The sequence below is a fragment of the Mesorhizobium sp. ANAO-SY3R2 genome, from assembly GCF_042466635.1.
GTDB lineage: Bacteria > Pseudomonadota > Alphaproteobacteria > Rhizobiales > Rhizobiaceae > Aminobacter.
In genome coordinates this window covers 1,404,670-1,429,976 of the sequence record NZ_CP159955.1, presented here as the reverse complement: position 1 = coordinate 1,429,976, position 25,307 = coordinate 1,404,670, and the positions used below count along the sequence as shown (strand labels likewise).

At 63.1% G+C, this 25,307-nt stretch carries 22 protein-coding genes; 13 read left to right on the top strand and 9 right to left on the bottom strand.

All coding sequences use genetic code 11. From position 1 onward, the window contains the following. From ABSY17_RS11640 to ABSY17_RS11625, 4 genes are all read left to right on the top strand, one after another. Positions 1–1,188, top strand: a complete 1,188-nt coding sequence (locus tag ABSY17_RS11640) for a beta-ketoacyl-ACP synthase (RefSeq protein ID WP_378950483.1) — start codon at positions 1–3, stop codon at positions 1,186–1,188. Between the two features lie 18 nt (positions 1,189–1,206). Further along, on the top strand, positions 1,207–2,478 hold the full coding sequence (locus ABSY17_RS11635) for a beta-ketoacyl-ACP synthase (RefSeq protein ID WP_378950480.1): 1,272 nt from the start codon (positions 1,207–1,209) through the stop codon (positions 2,476–2,478). Between the two features lie 145 nt (positions 2,479–2,623). Beyond that, entirely contained in the window at positions 2,624–3,652 is a 1,029-nt protein-coding gene (locus ABSY17_RS11630; protein WP_378950477.1) for a zinc-binding dehydrogenase, read from the top strand. A 55-nt stretch (positions 3,653–3,707) separates the two neighbouring features. Continuing rightward, positions 3,708–4,667 carry a lipid A biosynthesis lauroyl acyltransferase gene (locus tag ABSY17_RS11625; protein WP_378952610.1) on the top strand — a complete coding sequence of 320 codons (960 nt, stop codon included), beginning with the start codon at positions 3,708–3,710 and terminating at the stop codon, positions 4,665–4,667. A 4-nt stretch (positions 4,668–4,671) separates the two neighbouring features. Here the strand turns inward: ABSY17_RS11625 and ABSY17_RS11620 are convergent, their stop codons facing one another. The 4 genes from ABSY17_RS11620 to ABSY17_RS11605 all read right to left on the bottom strand — a co-directional run bounded on the left by ABSY17_RS11620 (position 4,672) and on the right by ABSY17_RS11605 (position 10,061). Then, positions 4,672–5,592, bottom strand: a complete 921-nt coding sequence (locus tag ABSY17_RS11620) for a dimethyl sulfoxide reductase anchor subunit family protein (protein ID WP_378950474.1) — start codon at positions 5,590–5,592, stop codon at positions 4,672–4,674. 3 nt (positions 5,593–5,595) lie between these two features. After that, the gene (locus ABSY17_RS11615; protein ID WP_378950471.1) at positions 5,596–6,363 is read right to left on the bottom strand and encodes a 4Fe-4S dicluster domain-containing protein; all 768 of its coding nucleotides are present in this window, start codon (positions 6,361–6,363) and stop codon (positions 5,596–5,598) included. Continuing rightward, positions 6,360–9,206 (bottom strand): molybdopterin oxidoreductase family protein, encoded by a 2,847-nt coding sequence (locus ABSY17_RS11610; protein WP_378950468.1) that lies wholly within the window; start codon positions 9,204–9,206, stop codon positions 6,360–6,362. Before ABSY17_RS11610 ends, ABSY17_RS11615 begins: the two co-directional genes overlap by 4 nt. 429 nt (positions 9,207–9,635) lie before the next feature. After that, entirely contained in the window at positions 9,636–10,061 is a 426-nt protein-coding gene (locus ABSY17_RS11605) for a L,D-transpeptidase (protein WP_378950465.1), read from the bottom strand. A 261-nt stretch (positions 10,062–10,322) separates the two neighbouring features. Between ABSY17_RS11605 and ABSY17_RS11600 the strand changes: the two genes are divergently transcribed. From ABSY17_RS11600 to ABSY17_RS11580, 5 genes are all read left to right on the top strand, one after another. Continuing rightward, positions 10,323–11,603 carry an acetylornithine deacetylase/succinyl-diaminopimelate desuccinylase family protein gene (locus tag ABSY17_RS11600; RefSeq protein WP_378950462.1) on the top strand — a complete coding sequence of 427 codons (1,281 nt, stop codon included), beginning with the start codon at positions 10,323–10,325 and terminating at the stop codon, positions 11,601–11,603. Between the two features lie 138 nt (positions 11,604–11,741). Further along, a complete protein-coding gene (locus tag ABSY17_RS11595; RefSeq protein WP_378950459.1) occupies positions 11,742–13,223 on the top strand; it encodes an ABC transporter substrate-binding protein in 1,482 nt (493 codons plus the stop codon). Between the two features lie 78 nt (positions 13,224–13,301). Then, entirely contained in the window at positions 13,302–14,249 is a 948-nt protein-coding gene (locus tag ABSY17_RS11590) for an ABC transporter permease (RefSeq protein ID WP_378950457.1), read from the top strand. Then, on the top strand, positions 14,246–15,115 hold the full coding sequence (locus tag ABSY17_RS11585; protein ID WP_378950454.1) for an ABC transporter permease: 870 nt from the start codon (positions 14,246–14,248) through the stop codon (positions 15,113–15,115). The genes ABSY17_RS11590 and ABSY17_RS11585 overlap by 4 nt, the downstream gene beginning before the upstream one ends. Continuing rightward, positions 15,112–16,734: an ABC transporter ATP-binding protein gene (locus ABSY17_RS11580; RefSeq protein WP_378950451.1), complete on the top strand. Its 1,623-nt coding sequence runs from the start codon at positions 15,112–15,114 to the stop codon at positions 16,732–16,734. The genes ABSY17_RS11585 and ABSY17_RS11580 overlap by 4 nt, the downstream gene beginning before the upstream one ends. A gap of 9 nt (positions 16,735–16,743) precedes the next feature. Here ABSY17_RS11580 and ABSY17_RS11575 read toward each other — a convergent pair whose 3' ends face one another. Then, positions 16,744–17,175 (bottom strand): TerB family tellurite resistance protein, encoded by a 432-nt coding sequence (locus ABSY17_RS11575; protein WP_378950448.1) that lies wholly within the window; start codon positions 17,173–17,175, stop codon positions 16,744–16,746. Between the two features lie 167 nt (positions 17,176–17,342). Between ABSY17_RS11575 and ABSY17_RS11570 the strand changes: the two genes are divergently transcribed. Further along, the gene (locus ABSY17_RS11570) at positions 17,343–18,128 is read left to right on the top strand and encodes a TSUP family transporter (RefSeq protein WP_378952607.1); all 786 of its coding nucleotides are present in this window, start codon (positions 17,343–17,345) and stop codon (positions 18,126–18,128) included. Positions 18,129–18,135: 7 nt separating this feature from the next. On the opposite strand, the gene ABSY17_RS11565 is transcribed toward ABSY17_RS11570, so the two are convergent. Then, positions 18,136–19,605 carry a cobyric acid synthase gene (locus ABSY17_RS11565; protein ID WP_378950445.1) on the bottom strand — a complete coding sequence of 490 codons (1,470 nt, stop codon included), beginning with the start codon at positions 19,603–19,605 and terminating at the stop codon, positions 18,136–18,138. Between the two features lie 175 nt (positions 19,606–19,780). On the opposite strand from ABSY17_RS11565, the gene ABSY17_RS11560 reads away from it, so the two are divergent. Together ABSY17_RS11560 and mmsB are read left to right on the top strand one after the other, a co-directional pair. Further along, positions 19,781–20,947, top strand: coding sequence for an isobutyryl-CoA dehydrogenase (locus ABSY17_RS11560; RefSeq protein ID WP_378950442.1), 1,167 nt, complete (start codon positions 19,781–19,783; stop codon positions 20,945–20,947). A 126-nt stretch (positions 20,948–21,073) separates the two neighbouring features. After that, positions 21,074–21,958, top strand: a complete 885-nt coding sequence (gene mmsB / locus ABSY17_RS11555; RefSeq protein ID WP_378950439.1) for a 3-hydroxyisobutyrate dehydrogenase — start codon at positions 21,074–21,076, stop codon at positions 21,956–21,958. Positions 21,959–22,214: 256 nt separating this feature from the next. Here the strand turns inward: mmsB and ABSY17_RS11550 are convergent, their stop codons facing one another. The 3 genes from ABSY17_RS11550 to ABSY17_RS11540 all read right to left on the bottom strand — a co-directional run bounded on the left by ABSY17_RS11550 (position 22,215) and on the right by ABSY17_RS11540 (position 24,557). Further along, the gene (locus ABSY17_RS11550; RefSeq protein WP_378950436.1) at positions 22,215–22,580 is read right to left on the bottom strand and encodes a hypothetical protein; all 366 of its coding nucleotides are present in this window, start codon (positions 22,578–22,580) and stop codon (positions 22,215–22,217) included. 130 nt (positions 22,581–22,710) lie between these two features. Then, the gene (locus tag ABSY17_RS11545; protein WP_378950433.1) at positions 22,711–23,124 is read right to left on the bottom strand and encodes a carboxymuconolactone decarboxylase family protein; all 414 of its coding nucleotides are present in this window, start codon (positions 23,122–23,124) and stop codon (positions 22,711–22,713) included. A 53-nt stretch (positions 23,125–23,177) separates the two neighbouring features. After that, complete coding sequence (locus ABSY17_RS11540) at positions 23,178–24,557, bottom strand: aspartate aminotransferase family protein (protein WP_378950430.1); 1,380 nt, start codon at positions 24,555–24,557, stop codon at positions 23,178–23,180. A 321-nt stretch (positions 24,558–24,878) separates the two neighbouring features. On the opposite strand from ABSY17_RS11540, the gene ABSY17_RS11535 reads away from it, so the two are divergent. Continuing rightward, on the top strand, positions 24,879–25,256 hold the full coding sequence (locus ABSY17_RS11535) for a hypothetical protein (protein WP_378950427.1): 378 nt from the start codon (positions 24,879–24,881) through the stop codon (positions 25,254–25,256). The last annotated feature ends 51 nt before the right edge of the window (positions 25,257–25,307 follow it).

Genomic DNA, 25,307 nt, shown 5'->3' with positions numbered 1-25,307 from the left:
ATGGCCAATCGCGACGTCGTCATCACTGGCATCGGCCTCGTCTCCTCGCTTGGGGAAGGCGGCGCTGCCCATTGGGACAAGCTGACCGCACCGGACACCAAGCCGGTGATCGATGCGGGACGCTTCCCGCCCTACTCCATCCATCCCTTGCCGGAGATCGACTGGGGCCTGCAGATCGCCAAGCGCGGTGACCAGCGCCAGATGGAAACCTGGCAGCGGCTGGGCACCTACACGGCCGGCATGGCGCTGGACGATGCGGGCATCAAGGGCAATGACGAACTGAGCGCGACCATGGACATGGTGGTTGCTGCTGGTGGCGGCGAACGCGACGAGGCCGTCGATGCCGGCGTTCTGGCTGCTTCCGAAAACCGCGCCGACCACGACATGCTTCTCAATGAGAAGCTGACCACCGAACTCAGGCCTACGCTGTTTTTGGCTCAGCTTTCCAACCTGCTCGCCGGCAACATCTCGATCGTCCACAAGGTCACCGGCTCCTCGCGCACCTTCATGGGCGAGGAAGGCGCTGGCGTGTCGGCCATCGAGACGGCGGCTGCACGCATCAGATCGGGCCAGTCGACCCATGTGCTGGTCGGCGGCGCCTTCCAGACAGAGCATTCCGACATGCTGCTCGGCTACGAACTGGCCGGCTACCTGCATCGCGGTCCGTGGAAGCCCGTGTGGCAGCGCCAGGGCTCGGAAGGCGGCGGCGTCGTCAGCGGCTCGGGCGGCGCGTTCCTCGTGCTTGAATCCCGCGAACATGCGGAAGGCCGCGGGCAGAAGATCTACGCCGAGCTGGGACCAGTGGTTTCTGGACGCGCCAAGCGCCGCAATGGCGGACTTACGTCGGGCATCGCCGAACTGCTGGCCAAGACCCAGTTGCCTGACGGCGAGTTGCTGACGATCTCCGGCGCCTCCGGTGCGCATGCCGCGACCGCCGCCGAAAAGGCTGCGTTCGACGCCAATACCGCAATCGCCGCACGCGCCCTCTCCTCGCTGACCGGGCACATGAAGGAAGCGCAGTTCCCGTTCGCCGTGGCGCTTGCCGCCCTCGCCGTCGAACGTGGCACCGGCTATCCGGCGTTCGAGCCAGGCGAAAAGACTTTTGCAGGCAAGCCGACAAATGTGCTGGCAACTGCAGTCGGCTATCACCAATTCGAAGGCATGGCGCTCGTCTCCGCGCCGCGCTGAAGGGTGTCAGGACAGAACATGGCCAATCTGAAGGATCACCTCGGCAGACCCGTCGTCGCCGTCACCGGCATCGGCGTCGTCACCTCGCTCGGCGTCGGCAAGGCCGATAACTGGGCGGCGCTGACATCAGGAAAATCCGGGATCCACCCGATCACCCGGTTTCCGGTCGACCACCTCAACACCCGCATTTCGGGAATGGTCGATTTCCTGCCTTCGAGCACCAAGGGTGCCAGCGCGCTGACCTATGAGTTGGCCGAGACCGCTGCGAAGGAAGCAATCGAGGAAGCCGGATTTGCTTCTGCCGATTTCGATGGACCGCTGTTCCTCGCCTCCCCGCCGGTCGAACTCGACTGGCGCGACCGCTTTGCGCTCTACGCCGGCGACAACGAAGGCTCGGCCTCGGAGCGTCTGCTCAAGGTGGCGCGTGGCCTGAACTCGCTCGACATGTTCGACAGCTCGCAGTTCGGATCGATCGCCGATCGCCTAGCCGACCGTTTTGGCACGCGCGGCCTACCTATCACCACCTCGACCGCCTGCGCATCGGGCGCCACCGCCATCCAGCTCGGCGTCGAGGCCATCCGGCGCGGCGAATGCGACCGCGCGCTGTCGATCGGCGCAGATGGGTCCGCGACCGCCGAGGCGCTGATCCGCTTCTCGCTGCTCTCCGCCCTTTCGACCAACAACGACGTACCGGAAAAGGCGTCCAAGCCCTTCTCCAAGGACCGCGACGGCTTCGTGCTTGCCGAAGGCTCGGCGGCTCTGGTTCTCGAATCGCTCGAGAGCGCGCTGGCGCGTGGCGCCGAGATTCTCGGAATCCTGCGCGGCTGCGGCGAAAAGTCCGACGACTTCCACCGCACCCGCTCGAAGCCCGACGGCTCGCCGGCCATCGGCGCGGTCAAGGCGGCCCTTGCGGACGCTGGCCTCGGCGAGGACGAGATCGACTACGTCAACGCCCACGGTACGTCGACACCTGAAAACGACAAGATGGAACACCTGTCGCTGTCGACCATATTCGGCGAGCGTATCCGCAAGATTCCGGTGTCATCGAACAAGTCGATGATCGGCCACACGCTGTCGGCCGCCGGCGCCATCGAGGCCGCCTTCTCGCTGATGACCATGCGCGAGGGCGTCATTCCGCCGACCATCAACTACGACAATCCCGATCCTTCGATCGAGCTCGACGTGGTGCCGAATGTGATGCGGAAGGCCGAGGTTCGCACCGTGCTTTCCAACTCCTTCGGCTTCGGCGGCCAGAACACCTGCCTTGTCATGGCGCGGGAACCGGTCTAAGCGACCGTTTCAACGTTCCAGTGCATGACCCTGAAAATCGGAAGTGGTTTTCAGAAAGAATCATGCACCGTCTAAAGGTGCTACAGCGTCCTTTGCGGATCGAAAGGGACGCGCGGCGCTGTAGAAACAAGGATTTAGCGACACCATGCGCGCATTGCAGCTCGTCGACGACCGCCGGCTCGAACAGGTCGATATCGCCCCTCCGCCGCCTCCCGGCCTTGGCGAAGTGACCCTGAACATCAAGGCCGTGGCGCTCAACCATATCGACGTCTGGGGCTGGCGCGGCATGGCCTTCGCCAAGCGCAAGATGCCGCTGGTCATCGGTGCGGAAGCCTCCGGCGAAGTCGCCGAAGTCGGCCCCGGTGTCACCGGATTGGCGCCCGGGCAGCTCGTTTCAATCTATGGCGCGCGCACCTGCGGGCTGTGCCGCCCCTGTCGCGAAGGCCGCGACAATCTCTGCGAGCACGTCTCCGGCGTGCATGGCTTCCACCTCGATGGCTTCGCGCAGGAAAAGATCAACCTGCCGGCGCGCCTTTTGGTGCCTGCCCCGCTTGGCGTCGACGCCATCGGCGCTGCGGTCGCACCAGTGACTTTCGGCACGGTCGAGCACATGCTGTTCGACAATGCCAAGCTTGAGCCGGGCGAGACCATCCTTGTCCATGCCGGCGGTTCCGGCATTGGTTCGGCCGCGATCCAGCTTGCCAAGAAGATGGGCTGCACCGTCATCACCACCGTCGGCTCAAACGACAAGATCGAGAAGGCCAAGGCACTCGGTGCCGATCATGTCATCAACTACCGCGAAGACCGGTTTGAGGGCGTGGTGCGCAAGCTGACCAAGAAGAAGGGCGTCGACGTCGTCTTCGAGCATGTCGGCAAGGATACCTGGGCAGGTTCGATGTTCAGCCTCAAGCGTGGCGGCCGCCTCGTCACCTGTGGCTCGACTTCGGGCGTTTCGACCGAAATCAACCTGATGATGCTGTTCCAGCAGCAACTCAAGCTGTTCGGCTCCTTCGGCTGCCGCATGGAAAACATGGCCAACGCCATGCAGAAGATGGCAGCGGGCCTGGTCAGGCCGGTGATCGACACCGAGGTCGATTTCGGCTCCATCGACACGGCGCTCAAGCGCATGGAAGGCCGCGACGTGTTCGGCAAGATCATCCTTCGCATCGACTGAGGATCGTCAGGCGTTGCCCCGGAAGAAAGCCAGCAAGATTCCCAACCCCACGGTCATGCGGATCATGGGGCGGCTTCGCATGTTCAACTATTGGCTGGTTGCACAGATTGCGCTGGTGGCGCTCAAGCTGCTGAGACTCTTGCCGGTCGACAAGGCGCTGAATTTCGCAGACCGCGCGGCTCGCACGCTTGGTCCGTGGTTCGGCCGCCATCGCGTGGCGCTGGACAACCTGCGCAACGCCTATCCGGAAAAGAGCGACGCCGAGATCGAATCCATCGCCCTGGACATGTGGGGCAACATGGGCCGGCTCGGGGCGGAGTACATCTTCCTCGGGCAGATTTTCGACTACGATCCCCACGCCACGACGCCCGGCCGCATCGAAGTGTCCGGCATCGAGCACTTCATCAAGATTGCCAGCGAGGACAAGCCGCACATCGTCTTTACCGGCCATCTCGGCAATTTCGAACTGTTGCCGATCGCCGCCGCCACCTTCGGCATGAAGATCACCTCGCTGTTCCGCCCACCGAACAACCCCTATCTCGCCGAATACATCTTTTCGGCGCGCAGCGACAATATGGGCGACCTGCTCGCCTCCCAGCGCGGCGCTTCCTTCGCGCTGGCTGGCATCCTCGACCGGGGCGGCAATATCGGCGTGCTGGTCGACCAGAAATTCAGCCGCGGCCTCAGGACGAAATTCTTTGACCGCGACTGCGAGACCAATCCGGTGCTCGCCATGCTCGCCCGCCACTATGACTGCGATGTCTATCCGGCGCATTGCATAAGACTGCCAGGCAACCGCTATCGGCTCACTGTCGAGGACAAGCTGGTCCTGCCCCGCCGCGCCGACGGTTCGGTTGACGTGCAGGCGACGACACAGCGGCTCAACGACACCGTCGAGCGTTGGATCCGCGAGGATCCGGGCCAATGGATGTGGTTCCACAAGCGCTGGATCCTCTCCAACGGCAAGCGCCGCAAGCCGCACGCAGCGACGGCACCGACAGCCCCCGACGTTTGAACGATCAGCCGCCGTAGTAGTTCATGACGGCGTGGCGCGCTTCGGCGAAGAAAAGCCAGCGTTCGACGACCAGGCCCAACGCGTAAAAGAACACTGCGAGCCCGGCAGCCACGACCGCCACGCCCCCGACTCCCGCCACGATTGCCGCAATCATCAGCAGCACCGGCAAGGCGCCCCCTGCCACTAGCGCCAACTTAGACAGCTTGAGGGCATGCTTGCGGGCGACCTTGAAGCCCATTTCGCGCGTCAGGTAGTTTTCGTTGACATGTGGGCGCTCGAACAGCCGCACGCGGCCGATATTGCCTAGCCCCGTGGCGCTCTCCGGCGTCGACAGCGGCACCAGCGAGCGCAGCCGGTTCCACCAAATTGTCTTGGCGCCCCAAGCAGCGACCACCGCAACGAGCGCGAGCGCGGCACACAAGCCCCCGGGGCCGCCCGACGCGAATGCCGCCACAGTCGCGAGCAGCAGTCCACCGGCTGCGGCAAACAACAGGTAGCAAATCGGCGTAAGCCCCGTATTCCATCCCTGCACCGCCCGCAGCGAAGCGTAGATCATCGCCGTGCAGTAGACCGTCACGACGCATAGGGCCGCCCCGACGAGCCCGACCAGCGGAACATGGCGCCCCTCGACCACCGACAGCCATGCGGAGATCGTCAGTGGCACGAAGGTGAGGAGCGCCATCACGCCCTCGCGCGACAACCAGCTCGAGCGCCACTGCGACAGGGCGCGCCAGGCACGCTGGGGATTGCCGAGATGCAGCGTCGACGACAGCAGCCCTCCGGCGATCATCAGGAGTGCTGCGACATGGGCGATCTTGGTGGCCATGGCGGCCGGCTCCAGAAGGCCGAGACCGAGCACGGCGGCGAGGCCGTAGCCGAGGCCGGAAAGCGTGGTGAAGATGATGATGGAAGGTGCAGGATGCATTTTTCAGATTCGGTCCAGCATGCCGTCGAGCCAGGCAAAGAAGCCTTTGGCTCCGTCGGTGTTTTCGGCAAGCACTGCAGAGCTGGCGCTTGAGGCGAGCGGCTTGCGCGGGCGTGGCGGAAGATATTTGTTGGTCGGGCGCGTGCCCTGCTCAGGCATCAGGTCGAAGCCACCACGCTCGGCCACCATGCGTGAGACATCCGAATTCGGATCTGCAAGATCGCCATAGTGCCGGGCGTTGGCCGGACAGGTCCGCACGCAGGAGGGCACGCGGTCGACCTCCTTGAGCGTCTCGTTATAGACCCGGTCGATACATAGCGTGCATTTCTTCATCACGCCGGCCGCCAGATCCATCTCACGTGCACCATAGGCGCAGGACCAGGCGCACAAACCGCAGCCGATGCACTTGCTTTCGTCGACCAGAACGATGCCGTCCTCGGCGCGCTTGTAGGAGGCGCCGGTCGGGCAGACGGTGACGCAAGGCGCGTCCTCGCAATGCAGGCAGGATTTGGGGAAATGCACGATGCGCGCTTCGCCCGCCTCGCCGATCACCTGCCCGCCCTCGGGCACGACCTCGAAGGTATGGATGCGGTTGAGGAAGGTGCCGGAGACGTCAGCGCCGTAGGGTTCCTGGTCCGAAAGCGCGGAGCCATAGCCGCCGGTGTTCCATTCCTTGCAACTGATGACGCAGGCATGGCAGCCGACACACACGTCGAGATCGATGACCAGCCCAAGTTTTTTGGGCGTGGGAAGTGACGGCAGGCTGGTCATTTCGCCCACTCCTGCCCGTAGCGCAGTTCTTGCGGATGGGGTTCGCCAGGAGGCTGCGCCAACGCGGAGAATTGCGGCTCGCTTGCTTCGGCACGCTCGGCCTTTTCGATGCGCACGCGAAGATCGTACCACGCAGCCTGGCCGGTGATCGGATCGGAGTTCGACCAGCGCATTCCGTCGCCCTTGGGCGGCAGAAGTTCGTGGATCAGGTGATTCATCAGGAAGCCTTTCTTGGCTTCCGGAGCATCGTTGTCGAGCGCCCAGGCGCCCTTGCGCTTGCCGATCGCGTTCCAGGTCCAGATGGTGCTCGAATTGACCGCCTCCATGCGGGCAATCTCGACCTTGATGCGGCCGCGATGCGAGATCACCCAGACCCAGTCGCCATCGACCAACCCGATCTCATCGCAGATCGGACCCGGCACATAGAGCGGGTTCCTGGTATGGATCTGCCTGAGCCAGGCATTCATCGAGCCCCAGGAATGGTACATCGCCGCCGGCCGCTGGGTAATGGCGTGATAGGGGTACTCTTCGCGGCTGACGGCCGCTTCCTCGAACGGGCGATACCAGACCGGAAGAGGATCGAAGGTCGCGAGGATACGCTCGCGATGCGTCTCAGGCGCCACCGGCTCGCGCAGGCCCTCGGCCGACAGGCGGAACTTCTGCAGCGTCTCCTGGTAGAGCTGGAAGGTCACCGGCTTGGGCTCGTCGAAGAAGCCCATGCGCACGGCAAAATCCTGATAGGCCTTGTTGGCGTGCTTGAAGAACTGCGCCTCGAGCGGGATATGCGCCGAGAAGAACGAGCCGTTCTCGATGTAGCGGTTGAGTTGGTCCGGGTTGATCGCCCCTCGCCCGGTGCGGTCGCCGTCGCTGCCCCTAAAACCTGCCAGCGGCCCGATACCCGGCCGGCGCTCATGGCGAACGATATAGTCGGCATAGTCCTTGTAGAGCGCATGGCCGTGATTGTCGGCGAAACCGGGCAGCCTGAGCCGCGCGCCGAGATCGAGCAGCACCGTCTGGAAGCCGCGCACGTCGCGGTCGGGCTCGACCACCGGCCAGCGGATTGCATCCTGCACCGCGTCGGGCTCGGAGATCGGGCGGTCGAGCAGCGAGATGCAGTCGTGGCGCTCGAGATAGGTCGTGTCAGGCAGCACCAGGTCGGCATAGGCGACCATCTCGGAGGAGTAGGCATCCGAATAGATAATCTTGGGGATGCGGTACTCGCCGGTCGCCGGGTCCTTGTCCTCGAGCATTTTGATGACGCCCGCAGTGTTCATCGACGAGTTCCAGGCCATGTTGGCCATGTAGAGGAACATCACGTCGATCGGATAGGGATCGCCGGCATGCGCATTGGCGATGACCATGTGCATCAGTCCGTGCGCCGAGATCGGCGCATCCCAGGAAAACGCCTTGTCGATGCGCATCGGCCGGCCTTCGGCATCGACCAGAAGGTCTTCCGGCCCGCGTGGAAAGCCAAGATGCGGCCCCGAAAGCGGCTTGTTGGAGCCGAAATGCTCGGCCTTGCCATGCGGCGTCGGATGCGCTTCGACCGGCTTGGGATAGGGCGGCTCGAAGCGGAAGGCACCGGGGCAGTCTACCGCCCCGATCAGCACCTGCAGCATGTGCAGCGCGCGCGCCGTCTGGAAGCCGTTCGAATGGGCCGAAAGCCCGCGCATGGCATGGAAGGAGACCGGCCGACCGACAAACGCTTCGTGACGCTCGCCGTTCATGTCGGTCCATGGCTGGTCGATGCTGATCGCTTCATCGAAGGCGACGCGTGCGATCTCAGCAGCCAGCCCGCGAATGACATCAGCGGAAACGCCAGTCCCTTGTGCGACCACCTCCGGTGCATATTGGGGATCGAGATACTTTTCGGCCAGAAGCTGGAACGCCGGCACCGCAAAGCGGCCATCAGGCAGTTCGACGCGGCCGGAAAGCGCCGCCCGCGCGCCCTTGGTGCCGAGCGGAACGACATGTTCGGTCACCGTCTCGAAGATCTGGACCCTGCCCTCACCGTCGCGTGCGAACAGCCCATGCTCGGCCGTGCCCGGCGCATCGATCACCAGCCAGGGCGCGTTCGAGTAGCGGACGATGTAGTCGACATCGATTTTCCGCGCCTTGAGCAATTCATGCACGACCGACAGGATCAGAAGCCCATCCGTGCCGGGGCGGATGCCGATCCAGTTGTCGGCAACGGCCGAGTAACCAGTGCGCACCGGATTGACCGAAACGAAGCGGGCGCCGCGCTGCTTGAGCTTGGAAATGCCGATCTTGATCGGGTTGGAATCGTGATCCTCGGCCACGCCGAACATGACGAACAGTTTGGTCCGATCCCAATCGGGCGCGCCAAACTCCCAGAACGCACCGCCGATGGTCATGATGCCACCGGCGGCCATGTTGACCGAACAGAAGCCCCCATGCGCGGCATAGTTGGGCGTGCCGAACTGCTGCGCCCAGAAGCCGGTCAGCGACTGCGACTGGTCGCGCCCGGTGAAGAACGCCAGCTTCTTGGGATCGTTCTGGCGCACCTCGCCCAACCAGTTGGTCGCCAGCGATAGCGCCTCGTCCCAGGAGATCTCCTTGAACTGGCCTGAACCGCGCGGACCGGTCCTGAGCAGCGGCGCCTTGAGCCGCGCCGGTGCGTAGTGCTGCATGATGCCGGCGGAGCCCTTCGCACACAGGACGCCGCGATTGACCGGGTGGTCGCGGTTGCCCTCGATGTAACGGATCTTTCCGTCCTTGAGATGCACCTCGATGCCGCAGCGGCAGGCGCACATGTAGCATGTGGTCTTGCGGACCTCGTCGGAGACAGGCTCCGAAAGTGCGACGCGTGGTTCTGACGTCATCAATGAACTCCCCCGCAGGAGTCCTACCGGGGCATTTCATGAAAGGAAATGCCCAAGAACCGCAGTCTACGGCAAATTTTGTCTCTGCCCGAAGAGCAGTTTAGTCTGATTGCCCAAAGATGTGGCGGAAATGAAAAGGCCAGGGAGCCCCCACCCCCTGGCCTTTCCCATGCCTGTCACCCCGACTGAAATCAGCGAACGATCTAGTTGGTGCGCGCTATTTCCATAGCCGCGCGGCGACTAACTAATATTAGCGCCGACTTCTATGATCGAGAATATCGATCCGGCGTGATTTTGCCCAATCCGTGTTTTTGCAAATGAACTGATACAATTCAGCAACAGAATCCTACCAGATGCCGAGAACGATTTGTGTATTTCCGTGTCTTCGGCAGTTAAGAGGTCAGAAAATCGGCGGCACTTCCACTCGGTCTAGTTCGTCACAACGATCCGCGTGTTGCGCGCACCCACTTCCTGAACCAGCGAATAGAACCGCGCTGCATTGCCGACCCGCAGTCGCACGCAGCCATGCGATGCCGGGCGGCCCAACTGCCTCACTGCCCCGGTGCCGTGGATCGCATATCCGCCATTGTAGAAAACTGAATATGGCATCGGCGAGTCATCGTACTTGGAGGAATACCACATCCGCTCCAGCCGCTTCGGGCGCCAGGAGCCACGCGGCGTGACGTAACCGCGCCGCGCGGTCGACACGGGCCAGTGGTAGATCACCTCTCCATCCATGCTGACGGTCATCAACTGCGTCGACAAGTCGATCCTCGCCACGAGTATGTCCGCAAATGCCTGCGCCGGGATTCCGGCAGACGCCAAGGCTGCGGCCATGAAGAGCGCCTTGCACATTGGTCACACTCCTCCAAACGGCAGTTTTCATTTCGGCATCAAGTGAATCATGAAGAACAGTAAGTCCGGGAGATCTAGCGCGAGCGAGGAGGCCAGCCAGCGGCGACACCTGTAGTAGCGGCAATTTGATGTCTCCGGCTTTCCGAGCGCCGTGGCGTGCCCAGGCTGGCCCAAGGGCCGATTGGCCCGGGTGCTCGACACGGCTCAGCGGATGCGCAAGACTGGCCGTCGATTTGGACAGAAGAGACACGTGTCGACCGCATGTATGACAAGCTTTTCGAGACCATCGACGACCGCCGCGACGAACTGGCCGCGCTGACCGCCGAACTGATCCGCTTTCCGACCATCAACCCGCCCGGCGATGCTTACGGCCCCTGCGCCGAGTTCATCGGCAAGCGCCTGGCCAGGCGCGGCTTCGGCGTCGAATATATCAGGGCCGAGGGCACGCCCGGCGACACCGACCGTTTCCCGCGCATCAATGTGGTAGCCCGCTTCGATGGCCGCTCCCCCGGCCAGACTGTCCACTTCAATTCCCATATCGACGTCGTCGAGGCCGGCGAAGGCTGGTCGGTCGATCCGTTCGCCGGCGTCATCCGCGACGGGCGTGTCTACGGGCGCGGCGCCTGCGACATGAAGGGCGGCCTCGCCGCGTCGATCATCGCCGCCGAAGCCTTCATGGACGTGAACCCGGATTTTCCGGGCGCCATCGAAATTTCCGGCACGGTCGATGAGGAATCCGGTGGCTTTGGCGGCGTCGCCTATCTCGCCGGCAAGGGCTATTTCTCGAAACCAAAGGTCGACCACGTCATCATCCCCGAACCGCTCAACAAGGACCGCATCTGCCTTGGCCATCGCGGCGTCTGGTGGGCGGAAATCGAGACCAAGGGCGAGATCGCGCATGGCTCGATGCCGTTCCTCGGCGATTGCGCCGTGCGTCACATGGGCGCTGTGCTGGAAGCCTTCGAGCGTGAACTCTTTCCCGTCCTTGACCAAAAGACGACGCGGATGCCCGTCGTGCCCGAGGGCGCGCGACGATCGACCATGAACATAAACTCCCTACATGGCGGCCAGACCGATGACTTCCGCCCCGGCCTGCCCTCGCCCAACGTGCCCGATTCCTGCCGCCTCACCATCGACCGCCGCTTCCTGCTGGAAGAAGACATCGCCGACGTGAAGGGCGAAGTGACCGGCATCCTCGACCGCCTCAAGCGCGAGCGAAAGAAGTTCGACTACGAGATCCGCGACATCATGGAGGTGCAGCCGCTGATGACCGAGCGTGACGCGCCGGTGGTCTCGGCGATCGCCAGGGGAATTCGTGAGATTTTCGACAAGGAACCGGAATATGTGATCTCGCCGGGCACCTACGACCAGAAACATGTCGCCCGTATCGGCCATTTGTACGATTGCATCGCCTATGGTCCAGGTATCCTCGACCTCGCCCACCGGCCCGATGAGTGGGTTGGAATCGACGACATGGTGCAATCGGCAAAGGTGATGGCAGTCGGCCTCGACATATTGCTGCGCGGCCAGTATCGCGGCTGAGCGACCAAGCAACACCAATCGAAACGCCAACAAAATGCACATCCGCAGCATCGCTGCAATTACGACAAACTTGATTTACTTGGCCGGGAAAACGCGCTTCTATCCGACCCGTCCAAGTCGAAGCTGAGAGAGCACAACATGAAGCAGTGGAAAACCATTCTGGCGGCCGCAGCGATCGCGCTGGCTTCCAGCACCGCCGCAATGGCCGCACGCACCGACCTGGTGCTTGGCATGCCGCTGGAGCCGCCTCACCTCGATCCGACCGCCAGCGCTGCTGCTGCCATCGACGAAGTGCTCTATGCGAATGTCTTCGAAGGCCTGACCCGCATCGGCTCGCGTGGCGAAGTTCTGCCCGACCTCGCCGAAAGCTGGACCATTTCCGACGACGGCAAGATCTATACGTTCAAGCTGCGCTCGGGCGTGAAATTCCACGACGGCACTGATTTCAACGCCGACGATGTCAAGTTCTCGCTCGACCGCGCCCGCGGTGAAAACTCGGTGAACGCCCAGAAGGGTCTCTTTGCAGCTATCGACACCGTCGATGTCGTTGACCCGACCACAGTCAAGGTGACGCTCAAGAACCCGCTCGGCTCCTTCCTCCACAATCTCGGCTGGGGCGACGCAGTGATCGTGGGGCCGGAGACGGCCGAGACCAACAAGGAAAAGCCGATCGGCACCGGTCCTTTCAAGTTCCAGAACTGGGCCAAGGGCTCAGCCATCACACTGGTCAAGGCAGACGGCTACTGGGGTGATCCGATCGCGCTGACCAAGGCCGAGTTCCGCATCATTCCGGATGCCGCGGCCGCCATCCCTGCCCTGCTTTCGGGTGACGTGCAGGCGCTGCCCAACTTCTCGCTCGGTGACGCGCTGGCCCAGGTCAAGGCCGATCCGCGCTTCAAGGTGGTCATCGGCACGACCGAGGGCGAGACCGTGCTGTCGACCAACAACAAGCGTCCGCCCTTCGATAACCTCAAGGTGCGCCAGGCCATCGCCCATGCGCTCGATCGCAAGGCCATCATCGACGGCGCCACTGCCGGCCTCGGCACGCCGATCGGCTCGCATTTCGCACCCCACAATCCGGCCTATGTCGACCTGACCGGCACCTATCCGCACGACCTCGCCAAGGCCAAGGAACTGCTCAAGGAAGCGGGCTATCCGGAAGGCTTCAAGGCGACGCTCAAGCTGCCGCCGGTGGGCTATGCGCGCCAGGGCGGTGAGATCATCGCCTCGCAGTTGCGCGAGATCGGCATCGACTTGCAGATCATCCCGGTCGAATGGGCCGACTGGCTGAAGCAGGTGTTCAAGGAAAAGGACTATGACCTGTCCATCGTCTCGCACACCGAGCCCAACGACATCGATATCTACGCGCGCAAGGACTACTACTTCAACTACGACAACCCGGCCTTCAACAAGGTCATCGATGAACTGAACCTGACGTCGGACGAGGCCAAGCGCATCGAACTCTACAAACAGGCGCAGAAGATCCTGGCCGACGACGCCGTCAACGGCTTCCTGTTCGAGCTGCCGAAGGTCGGCATCTGGGACGCCAAGATCGAGGGGCTCTGGGAGAATTCACCCATCCAGGCCAACGACCTGACCAAGGTGAAGTGGGCAGATTGACAAAAGTCCTGTGAACAGACACCGCTCCGCAATCCTTGCGAGCTTTCGGAGCGGTGTTTTCTCGGGCAGTTTGAGCCAATGACCGCATACCTGCTCAAGCGCCTTGTGATCGGAGTTGCGACCCTTGTCGTCGCCTCGGTCGTGGTGTTCCTGATGCTTGAGGTGGTCCCTGGTGATCCGGCCCGGCTGATGCTCGGCATGAACGCCAGCGATGCCCAGGTCGAGTTGCTGCGCGAGCAGATGGGCCTGAACCAGCCATTGCTCATCCGCTACCTCGATTGGGCGCGCGGGCTGCTGTCGCTCGATTTCGGCAAATCCTACACCTATTCGGTGCCGGTGCTCGACCTGATCGAAGAGCGCATGGTCGTATCGTTGCCGCTGGCGATCATCGCTCTCACGCTGTCGACGCTGATCGCCATTCCGGTCGGCGTTTTCGCCGCCGCGCGCCGCGGCAAGGCGGCCGACACGATTGCCATGGCAACGGCACAGGTCGGCGTCGCGATGCCGAACTTCTGGTTCGCGCTGCTACTGGTCTACATCTTCGCCGTCTGGCTCAGGTTGGTGCCGGCCGGCGGCTTTCCCGGTTGGAGCGCTGGCACCTGGCCGGCGCTCAAGGCTCTGATCCTGCCGGCATTCGCACTTGCCCTGCCACAGGCCGCGATCCTGTCGCGTGTCACACGCGCCGCGCTGGTCGAGGTTTTGGGCGAGGACTATATCCGCACGGCGCGAGCCAAGGGCATGCCGATGCGCGCGGTTCTGTGGCGCCATGCGCTGCGCAACGCCATGATCCCGGTGCTGACCATCATGGGCCTGCAGTTCGCCTTCCTGCTCGCCGGCACCATCATCATCGAAAACGTCTTCTATCTGCCCGGCCTCGGCCGGCTGGTGTTCCAGGCGATCACCCAGCGCGACCTGATCGTGGTGCAAAGCGTGGTCATGCTGCTGGTCGCCACCGTAGTGGTCGTCAACCTGCTGGTCGACCTCTCCTATGCCTTGGTCGACCCCCGCCTGAGGTCGCGACGATGAGCGAGGCAATCCCGCAAGAGCCGGAGAATTTCGCCGAATTCATCGGCCGCGCGATGACGAACCGTTCTTTCGTCATCGGCCTTCTCATCACCCTCCTGATCGCCGCCATGGCGCTCGTCTCGTTCTTCTGGACGCCCTATGACGTCACCAAGCTGATCGTTGCCGACCGGATGCAGCCGCCGTCATGGGCGCACTGGTTCGGCACCGACCATTTCGGTCGCGACGTGCTGTCGATGATCATGCTCGGCGCGCGCAACTCGATCGCCGTAGCCCTCGTGGCTGTAGGTATCGGCATGGGCATCGGCATCCCGCTCGGCTGCTGGGCTGCCGCCCGCGGTGGTTGGATCGACGAAGCGCTGATGCGCTTCAACGACCTCGTCTTCGCCTTCCCGGCCTTGCTGTCGGCAGTGATGATCACCGCCGTCTTTGGCCCCGGCGCGATCAATGCGATCATCGCCATCGGCATCTTCAACATTCCGGTCTTCGCCCGCGTCGCCCGTGCCGGCGCACTGTCCATCTGGCCGCGCGAATACATTCTCGCCGCCCGCGCCGCCGGCAAGGGCCCGGCCCGTATCACCATCGAACACATCCTGCCCAATATTGCCAACCTGCTGCTCGTCCAGGGTACGATACAATTCGCGCTCGGCATCCTGGCCGAAGCGGGCCTGTCCTATGTCGGGCTCGGCGCCCAGCCGCCGATGCCAAGCTGGGGGCGGATGCTGTTCGACGCGCAGACGCTGATGATGGTGGCCCCATGGCTGGCGCTGTTCCCCGGGTGCGCGATCCTGCTCACCGTGCTCGGGCTCAACCTGCTCGGCGATGGCATCTCCGACGTGTTCGATCCACGTGCGCGGCGCCGGCCATGACCTTGCTCTCCATCGAAAAGCTGTCGCTGAAGATCGGCCGCCTGTCGATCCTGAAGGACATCGACCTATCCATAGCACCAGGCGAGGTCATGGGGCTGGTCGGCGAATCCGGCTCCGGCAAGTCGATGACGGCACTTGCCATCATGCGCCTTGCGCCGCTTTCGGCAAAAGCCAGCGGCCGGATCAGCTTCGATGGCGTGGACATCCTCGGTGCTTCCGAACAAATGATGTGCGCGCTGCGCGGCGATGACATTGGCATGGTGTTCCAGGAGCCGATGACGGCGTTGAACCCGGTCAAGACGATCGGCGAACAGGTCGCCGAAGGCATCAGGTGGCACACCAGGGCCAGCCGCGCCGAGGCAGAGGAGCGCACGAGAAAGATCCTCGACCGCGTAGGTCTGCCGGCGCAGCAGTTTCCGCTGTCGCGCTATCCGCACGAACTTTCCGGCGGCCAGCGCCAGCGCGTGGCGATTGCGATTGCCTGCGCCCTGAAACCCAAGCTGCTGATTGCGGACGAACCGACGACCGCGCTCGACGTGGTGCTGCAGGCCCAGATCCTGGACCTGCTCAAGGAACTGGTCAGCGAAAACAGGATGAGCCTGCTGTTCATTTCGCATGACCTCGCCGTGGTCACCGAGATGTCGGACCGGGTCACCATCCTGCGCGATGGCGCGGTCATGGAAACGGGCGAAACCGCGCAGACGCTGTCGGTGGCCAGCCATCCCTATACGCGCCAGCTCGCGCTTGCCTCGATGCACGTGCCGGCGCGGGCAAAACCTCACATCGATGAGCAGGCCGGCAACCTGCTCGAACTGGCCGACGTCACGCGCGACTATCCCGGCCGGCGAAAGTCTCTGTTCTCGCGGCCGGAGCCGGTTCGGGCTGTGGACAGCGTGTCGCTGACCATGAAGCCGGGCGCATCCGTCGCACTCGTCGGCCGCTCCGGTTGCGGCAAATCCACCCTCGCCCGCATGATCCTGGCGCTGGACAAGCCAACCTCCGGGGTCATCAAATTCCGCGGCATGGATATCGCCGGTCGCAGCGAAGCCGAACTGCGGCGGGCGCGGCGGAACATGCAGGTCGTCTTCCAGGATCCCTATGGCTCATTCGACCCGCGCCATACCGTGGAACGGCTGGTTGCCGAGCCGCTGTACCTGATGGAACACCGGCCGGAACGCCAGGAGCGACGCGACATGGTCGCCCGCGCCTTGCACGAGGTCGGCCTCAGCCGCGCCGACATGGAGAAATATCCCCACGAGTTCTCCGGCGGCCAGCGCCAGCGCCTGTCGATTGCCCGGGCCATCATCACCCGGCCCAAGCTGGTGGTTGCCGACGAGCCGGTCTCGGCGCTCGACGTGTCGATCCGCGCCCAGATCCTCGACCTTTTCGCCGAACTCAACCTGCGGCTTGGCATTGCCTATTTCTTCATCACCCACGACCTGACCGTGGCGCGCGCCATCACCGACGACGTGCTGGTCATGCATGAGGGGCGGATTGTCGAACGTGGCAAGACTGCCGAAGTGCTCAACCGCCCGTCATCCGAGGCCGCACAGGCACTGGTATCTGCCGCGCCCGATTTGCACCGGGCGATTGCGCGGAGGCTGCAGGAACAGGGGTGAGTGGCCGTGTCAGCTCGTCGACTTCACCACGTCGACGGGGCTGATGCCCAACAGATCGAGCGTGCGGCGCAGCAGCTTGACCTCGTTTTCCGCCAGATGGGTGTCTGCCTTGGCGATGTCGGCCATATGCCGGGCCAGGAGCTTGCGCCTCTCGACATCGAGATCCTGGAACATGGCGATGGCCTGCGACCCATTGGTCTCGTAGCCGATGTCGTTGAGATATTCGACGACGGCGTCGATGCTCTCCTCGCCGATGCCGAAGGCCTGATTGCAGATCCGACGGAATGCCGCCATCTCGCTTTCACTGGCCACGCCATCCGCCAGGATCATGCGGAAAAGCAGAAGAAGTTCGGCCGATAGTACCGGATCGTCGGCAACCTTGCGCACGCCGGCATCCCCTTCGAAGAAGGTGCGAATCTGGGTCAGCAATCCTGTCGCCATGCGAATCCCTTCCGTCGAGGCAGCTACTGTTTCCGCTATAGAACAAAGTGACGTTAAAGACACTCGGCTCGACAGGTAAGCGGACTATGGTCTGGCGATGCTATTGCGCAAGCGGGTTCGCTGTGGTCGAACGCGCTCAAGCCCTCAAGCGCAAGGCACTCGCGCCGATGTTCGACATTGCCACGGAAACCATCCTGTTCCTGACCGTTGCGGCGTTCATCGCCGGCTTCATCGATTCCATCGCCGGCGGCGGCGGGCTGATCACCATCCCGGCACTGCTGCTGGCCGGGTTTCCGCCGGTCGAAGCGCTCGGCACCAACAAGCTCCAGGGGCTGTTCGGCTCGGGCTCGGCGACCATCAGCTACGCAGCCAAAGGCCACGTCGACCTGCGCAAGCAACTGCCCTTTGCTGCCCTGTCCTTCATCGGATCGGTACTCGGCGCGCTGCTCGCCACCATACTGCCCGGCGACATATTGGGGATGTTCCTACCCTTCCTGCTCGTCGCCATCGCGCTCTACTTTGCCTTCAAGCCCAACATGAACGATATCGACCGCACTGAGCGCATGGCGCCGTTTGTGCTCGGCATGACCATCGTTCCCGCAATCGGCTTCTACGATGGCGTGTTTGGGCCCGGCGCCGGCTCGTTCTTCATGCTCGCCTTTGTCGCCCTTGCCGGCTACGGCGTGCTCAAGGCAACCGCGCATACCAAGCTGCTGAACTTCGCCTCCAATCTCGGCGCGTTCGGAGTCTTCGCGCTGGTCGGCGCTATAGCCTGGAAGATCGGCATCGTGATGGGCATCGCCCAGTTCCTCGGCGCGAGGCTGGGCGCTCATCTGGCGATGCGCAACGGCGCGCGGCTGATCAAGCCGCTACTGGTCTGCACCTGCGTGGCGCTCGCCATCAAGCTCCTGATGGATCCGGCCAACCCGCTACGCGCAATGATGGGTTTCTGACCTCAGTTCACCGCGCAGCCGCAAAGATCGCGTCGCAGTCGAGATGCCTTTCGAGATGTTCGGCGATCTCGTCAAGGGCACGTTCGACTTCGGCCCGGTAGTCGATGCCACCGCCCCTGATGCCCAGACCTTCGAGGAAACGTCCGCGAAACCCATCGGCGCCGAACAGCCCGTGCAGATAGGTGCCGAACACCTTGCCATCGGCTGAAGTGGCGCCATCATCGACGCCGTTGATCACGGCTGTGGGGCGGCTACAGTCCGGTCCGATGGTCCGCCCGAGATGAATCTCGTAACCCGACAGCGGCTCGTCAAAACGGACCGATCGCGCCTCGACGTTGCGCACCGTTTTCTCCGGTTCCATCACGGTCTCGACGTCGAGCAGCCCAAGCCCTTCGGCCTCCGTCACGCTGCCTTCGATGCCATGTGGGTCGCGCACGACGCGGCCGAGCATCTGGTAGCCACCGCAGATACCGACCACGTGGCCGCCACGCCGGCGATGCGCATCGAGGTCGCGGTCCCAGCCATTTTGGCGAAACAGCATGAGGTCGCTGATGGTCGATTTGGAGCCGGGGATGACAACAAGGCCGGCATCTTCAGGCAGGCGCTGGCCCGGCGGTACAAAGACCACCTCGACCTGCGGCTCGGCTCGCAGAGGGTCGAGGTCGTCGAAATTGGCGATGCGGCCGAGCATCGGCACGGCGACCTTGAGTGCCCGCTTCTCGCCGGTTGCGAGCCGCTCGAGGACGACCGAATCTTCCGATGGCAGCAAGGCCGCGGCCTTCAGCCACGGCACCACGCCAAAGCTGCGCCAACCGGTGAACCGTTCGATCGCAGCAATTCCCTCGTCGAACAGGCTGGCATCGCCGCGGAACTTGTTGATGAGATAGCCGACGATCATCCGCCGGTCTTCCTCGGGCAGGATCAGATGCGTGCCGGCAACCGACGCGATGACGCCACCGCGGTCAATGTCGCCGACCAGGATGACCGGCACGTCGGCGCGGGTGGCAAAGCCCATATTGGCGATGTCGCGCGGCCGCAGGTTGATCTCGGCCGGCGAACCTGCACCCTCGACGATGATGAGATCGGCGCCCTCTTCCAGCTTCTCCCAGGAATCGAGTACTGCGCCCATCAATTTCGGCTTCAGTTCCTGATAGTCCCGCGCCCTGGCATGCCCGAAAACCTTGCCCTGCACGACCACCTGACTGCCGATGTCGCTCTGCGGCTTGAGCAGCACGGGGTTCATGTGGATCGACGGCTTTACCCCGCAGGCTATCGCCTGCAGCCATTGCGCCCGTCCGATCTCGCCGCCGCCAGCTTCGCCCGGCATGTCGGCGACGGCGGCATTGTTCGACATGTTCTGCGGCTTGAACGGCCGGACCGAAAGACCACGGTTGCGAGCCGCGCGGCAAAGCCCGGCAACCAAAACCGTCTTGCCGACATCAGAGCCCGTGCCCTGGAGCATGATCGCCTTGGCCATGGCTCAGCGTGCTCCCCAGCAACGCAGCTTCAGCGGCCCATCAAATTTTGTCGTCACGTCGTATCTCGCCCATGATAATGCGCACAGCCGCTCTGTGTAGAACGTCGGGTTGCGCGGCGGCATCATTGGTCTAGATTGATCTTCGCGCATAGCCAAAAACGTCAGGGAGGCCGACATGGACGCCGCAATCGAAGCGAGTGCCGTTCAATTCGAGCTCAACGAAGACCAACTGGCCATCCGCGACATGGCAGGCAGCTTTGCCGCCGAACGCATTGCGCCCCTGGCCCTCGAATGGGACAAGGCAAAGACTTTCCCCGCCGACGTGATCCGCGAAACCGGCCCGCTCGGTTTCGGCGGCCTCTATGTACGCGACGATGTCGGCGGCTCGGCGCTCAGCCGGCTCGATGCCGTCCTCGTCTTCGAGCAATTGGCGCAAGCCTGCCCCGGCTTCTCGTCCTTCATCTCGATTCACAACATGGTCGCCTCTATGATCGACCGGTTCGGCAGCGAAGAGCAGCGGCAGCGCTTCGTGCCGAAGCTGGCGTCGATGGAATGGCTGGCAAGCTATTGCCTGACCGAGCCGGGTTCGGGTTCGGACGCAGCGGCACTGCGCACCCGCGCCGTTCGCGACGGCGACCACTACGTCATCAATGGCGCCAAGCAGTTCATCTCCGGCGCCGGCGACAGCGACATCTACGTCGTGATGGTGCGTACGGGGGCCGATGGGCCCAAGGGCATCTCGACGCTGGTCGTGCCCAAGGACGCGCCCGGTCTTTCCTTCGGCGCCAACGAGCACAAGATGGGCTGGCACATGCAGTCGACGCGCCAGGTGATCTTCACCGACTGCCGCGTGCCGGCCGAAAACCGCCTGTCCGACGAAGGCGCCGGCTTCGGCATCGCTATGGCCGGGCTCGACGGCGGCCGACTCAACATCGCGGCCTGCTCGCTTGGTGGCGCCCAATCGGCGCTGGACAAGGCACTTGCCTACACGGCCGAGCGCAAGGCATTCGGCCAGACCATCGACCGCTTCCAGGCGCTGCAGTTCCGCCTTGCCGACATGGAGACCGAGCTTCAGGCCGCCCGCCTGTTCCTCTATGCCGCGGCCTCCAAGCTCGACCGCAAGACGCACGACGCCTCAAAATGGTCGGCCATGGCCAAGCGCTTCGTCACCGACACCGGCTTCGACGTCGCCAACAATGCGCTGCAACTGCTCGGCGGCTACGGCTACCTGCACGACTACGGCATCGAAAAGCTGGTCCGCGACCTGCGCGTGCACCAAATTCTCGAGGGCACCAACGAGATCATGCGCGTCATCATCGCCAGGCATCTGATCGGAAGATAGCGAATAGGGGGTAGCGAATAGCGAGTAGAAGGCTGGCCTTTCGGGTTCGTCCTTCGCTGTTCGCTCCATCCCGTTCCTTGTTCGCTATTCGCTACTCCCTATTCGCTATCCCGGAGGAACCACCAAATGACCATCATCGCCTTCATCGGCCTGGGCAACATGGGCAATCCCATGGCTGCAAACCTCGTCAAGGCTGGCCACGCCGTCCAGGGCTTTGACCTAATGCCTGACCATCTCGACACCGCGCGCGACAATGGCGTCACAATCATGGCGAATGCGGTTGCGGCAGCCAAGGATGCCGACGTGGTGATCACGATGCTCCCGGCCGGAAAACACGTGCTTTCCGTCTACGAGGACATTGCCCCGAAGGTGAAGAAGGGCGCGCTGCTGATCGACTCCTCGACCATCGACGTCGATTCGGCGCGAAAGGCACATGCCATCGCAGCCAAGCACGGCCTGCTTTCCGTCGATGCGCCCGTTTCCGGAGGCACCGGTGGGGCCGCGGCCGGCACGCTGACCTTCATGGCCGGCGGCTCCCAGGCAGCCTTCGACAAGGCCGAACCGATCCTCAGGCCGATGGCGGGCCGCATCGTCCATTGCGGCGACGCCGGCGCAGGCCAGGCCGCCAAGATCTGCAACAACATGATCCTCGGCATCTCGATGATCGGCGTCGCCGAAGCCTTCGTGCTTGCCGAGAAGCTCGGCCTTTCGCATCAGGCGCTGTTTGACGTCGCTTCGACATCGTCGGGCCAGTGCTGGTCGCTGACCTCCTATTGCCCGGTGCCTGGTCCCGTGCCCAACTCGCCGGCCAATCGCGACTACCAGCCCGGCTTTGCCGCAGCCCTCATGCTCAAGGACCTGAAGCTATCGCAGGAAGCCGCCCAGCAGGCAGGTGCCGTCACCCCGCTCGGGGCCGAGGCAACCCAGCTCTACGCGCTCTATTCGGCGCTCGGCCATGGCGGTGCGGACTTTTCCGGCATCATAAGATTTCTGCGGGGCGAGCAGTCCTGAAAAAGCACTTCCCTCAATACTTTAAGTCAAAAAAGTCTAAAATTTAGAATTGATTAAGCTCTCGCTAACCACGCGGTAACGATGTCCGGTTAAAACGGTTTGCAAGGGCGGTCGTCGCAGCCGCCCGGCGCTCCGGATCAGGTCTTGCGTACCGGAGCCGTAACCTTCGCCAGTCAAGCGTTGCGAAGGGCCATGCGTTCAAGTGGCAAAGCCGCGTTCCCATCAGGGGCGCGGTTTTTGCGTTTTACCCCCCCGTTCAGCCCAACTTGCCGCCAGCCTTCGTCGCCAACCTACGAAAATTGGCCTTCACGCGCCGGCCTGCCGGACGCAAGGCCGCTGTGGCGGACCGCTGCACCGCCGCGCCGTTCAGCATCGAAGGCATGTGTCCCGACAGGATTTCTGGCCAAAACAACATTGCCGACCGGAAATAGGCCATCTGCGCGGCGAAAACCCCTTCGGCAAGAGCCGTGGCTTTTTCCGTGACCGCGGTCAGTCCTTCCCCGCGCAAGATGGAGTCGCCGTTAGCTTCCATTGCAATCAGGGGCAGTCGCATCGCAATGACCATCGGCGCCAGCATCAGATTGCCGGCAATGGCAGTGGATTGGCGCGAGGCCCTGAGCATTCTCCGACGTGTCATGCAAAGGCGCTCCCTGCCTGGGAATCAGAGCCACATCGGCCGACAACTGCAGCCGGCATCTATTGTGCGGCGCAAAATGTACGTCGCAGGCGTGTCATGAACAAGCAGGAAGCGTTCAGCCCTTTGGCTCGAACGCCGCGTCCACCGGCGGGCGCAGCGCATTCGCCAGCCGGTTGGTCTCGTTGGCCATGCCGACGACGGCGAGCAGTTCCATCAGTTGCGCCTCGCTCATGCCCTTGGCCCGCGCTGACGCCGTGTGGGAAAATGTGCAGTACTCGCAACCATTCGTCGCCGAAACGGCGATGTAGATCAGTTCCTTAGTGAGCGGATCGAGCGCGCCCGGCGCCATGACGTCGCGCAATGTTTCCCAGGTCCGCTTCAGGTGCGCCGGATCATGCGCCAGCACCTTCCAGAAATTGTTGATCCAATCGACTTTCCGGGTCGCCATGATGTCGTCATAGACGGCGCGGACGACATCGCTCGCATCGTCATACTCGATCAACGGCACGATCGGCCTTCCGCTCATCATGTCCTCCCTTCGAAAAAAGCCGGGCAGGATCACCCCTGCCCGGCCTGAAGTCGTCAGACTTTCCTGAGATCGGCCTCGGCCAGGTCGAGCGCTTTGAGGATGCGGTCGCCGGCCATGTCGATGGTGTCGCGCGTCCAGATCAGCGGCGGCGACAGGATCATCGAGTCGCCGGTCGCACGCATCATCATGCCGTTGGCGATGGCATGATCGCGCACGATCACGGCGGCGCTACCGCCTGGCGAGAAACGCTCCTTGGTCGCCTTGTCCTTGACGATCTCGATTGCGCCCATCAGGCCGACCGAACGCACCTCACCGACGAGGTTGTGGCCCGAAATCCGCTCCTTGAGCATCTGGGCGAAATACGGGCCCGTATCGTTCTTGACCCGCTCGACCAGCCCTTCGCGTTCGATGATCTCGAGGTTCTTGAGCGCCACCGCGCAGGCCACAGGGTGACCGGAATAGGTGTAGCCGTGGTAGAACTCGCCACCCTTTTCGACCAGCGTCGCGGCGATACGATCGCCGACCAGAAGTGCCGACAGCGGCTGGTAGCCCGAAGTCAGCGCCTTGGCGGTGGTGATCGTGTCGGCTTCGATGCCGAATGTCTGGGCCGCGAACCATTCGCCGGTACGGCCATAGCCGGTGATGACTTCGTCGAGCATCAACAGCACGTCGTATTTGCGGCAGATGCGCTGGATCTCCGGCCAGTAGCTGGCCGGCGGAATCTTGACCCCGCCCGCCCCCATGATCGGCTCGCCGATGAAGGCCGCGACATTGTCCGCTCCGGCTTCCAGGATCGCGTCTTCGACAGCCTTGGCGGCGCGCAGGCCGAAATCGTGGTCGCTCTCGCCCGGCATGGCCAGTTCATAGGCATAGGGCATCATGACATGGACGATATTGGGCACCGCCCCGCCGAGCTGGTGGTGCATGCCATCCATGCCGCCGAGCGAGGTGCCGGCAACCGTCGAACCGTGATAGGCCATCTGGCGCGAGATGATGCGGTTCTTCTGCGGCTTGCCTTCGAGCGCCCAGTAGTGGCGCACGAGCCGAAGGGCCGTGTCGTTGGATTCCGAACCCGACGAGCCGTAGAACACCTGGTTGATGTTTTTCGGAGCCAGTTCGGCAAGCTTCTTGGACAGCAGCACCGGTGTCGGCGTCGAGCATTTGAAGAACGAGTTGTAGTAGGGCAACTCCTTCATCTGGGTGTAGGCCGCTTCCGCCAGCTCGTTTCGGCCATAGCCGACATTGACGCACCACAGCCCGGCCATGCCGTCGAGCAGTTCGGCACCTTCGGAATCATAGATGAACGGCCCCTCGGCGCGGGTGATCATGCGCGAGCCGATTTCGCGCAACTCCTTGTGGTCGGTGAAGGGATGGAGATGATGCGCGGCATCGATCTGCTGAAGCTGCTTCAGCGAATAGTTCTGATAAGTCATTGACTTGTGCCTCTCTCTTGAATCAATCCGGCAGGGGCCGGGGCGAATTCAGAGATGGCTGGGCGGCGAGTAGCCAATACGCGCGCAAAGCCGCAGAAGCTCGGTATGCCGCGTGCGCGGCGACGGCTTCGAGGCAGCTTCCTGCAACCGGATATGGGCGTGAGATGCGCTCATGGCCGCACTCTAACCCGGAGCTTCGGGCGACGACAAGCGCCAAGCGATTTCATCGCCCAATGCAATGGGAACACCGCCCCGCAACGACCGTTATGGAGGCGTGCGCCGGCATCTTGCGCCCGGCCACTGCAAAAGGGAGCGATCATCATGAGAACGATACTCTCAGCATTTGCAGTTTTGCTCGCGAGCTCGATTTTTTCCCTGGCTGCCGAACCCGCCAAGGTGATGGACACTAAGGACGGGAAGGTCTTCACCACCGACGAGGGCATGGTGCTCTACACCTTCGACGAGGACGGCAAGGACAAGTCCAATTGCAGGGCGACCTGCACCGAGACCTGGATCCCCTTCAAGGCGCCAGCGGATGCCGCGGCGGAGGGTGACTGGTCTATCGTCACGCGAATGGACGGCTCAAAGATGTGGGCCTACGACGGCAAGCCGCTCTACAGATTTGCCCTCGACACGAAGCCCGGTGAGATGAACGGCAACGACATGGGCGGAAAGTGGCACGTCCTCAAGGCTGAATGACTACCCCCTCGCTGCGCCGACCCAACATCGACTCTACGGTGGAGACCCGAA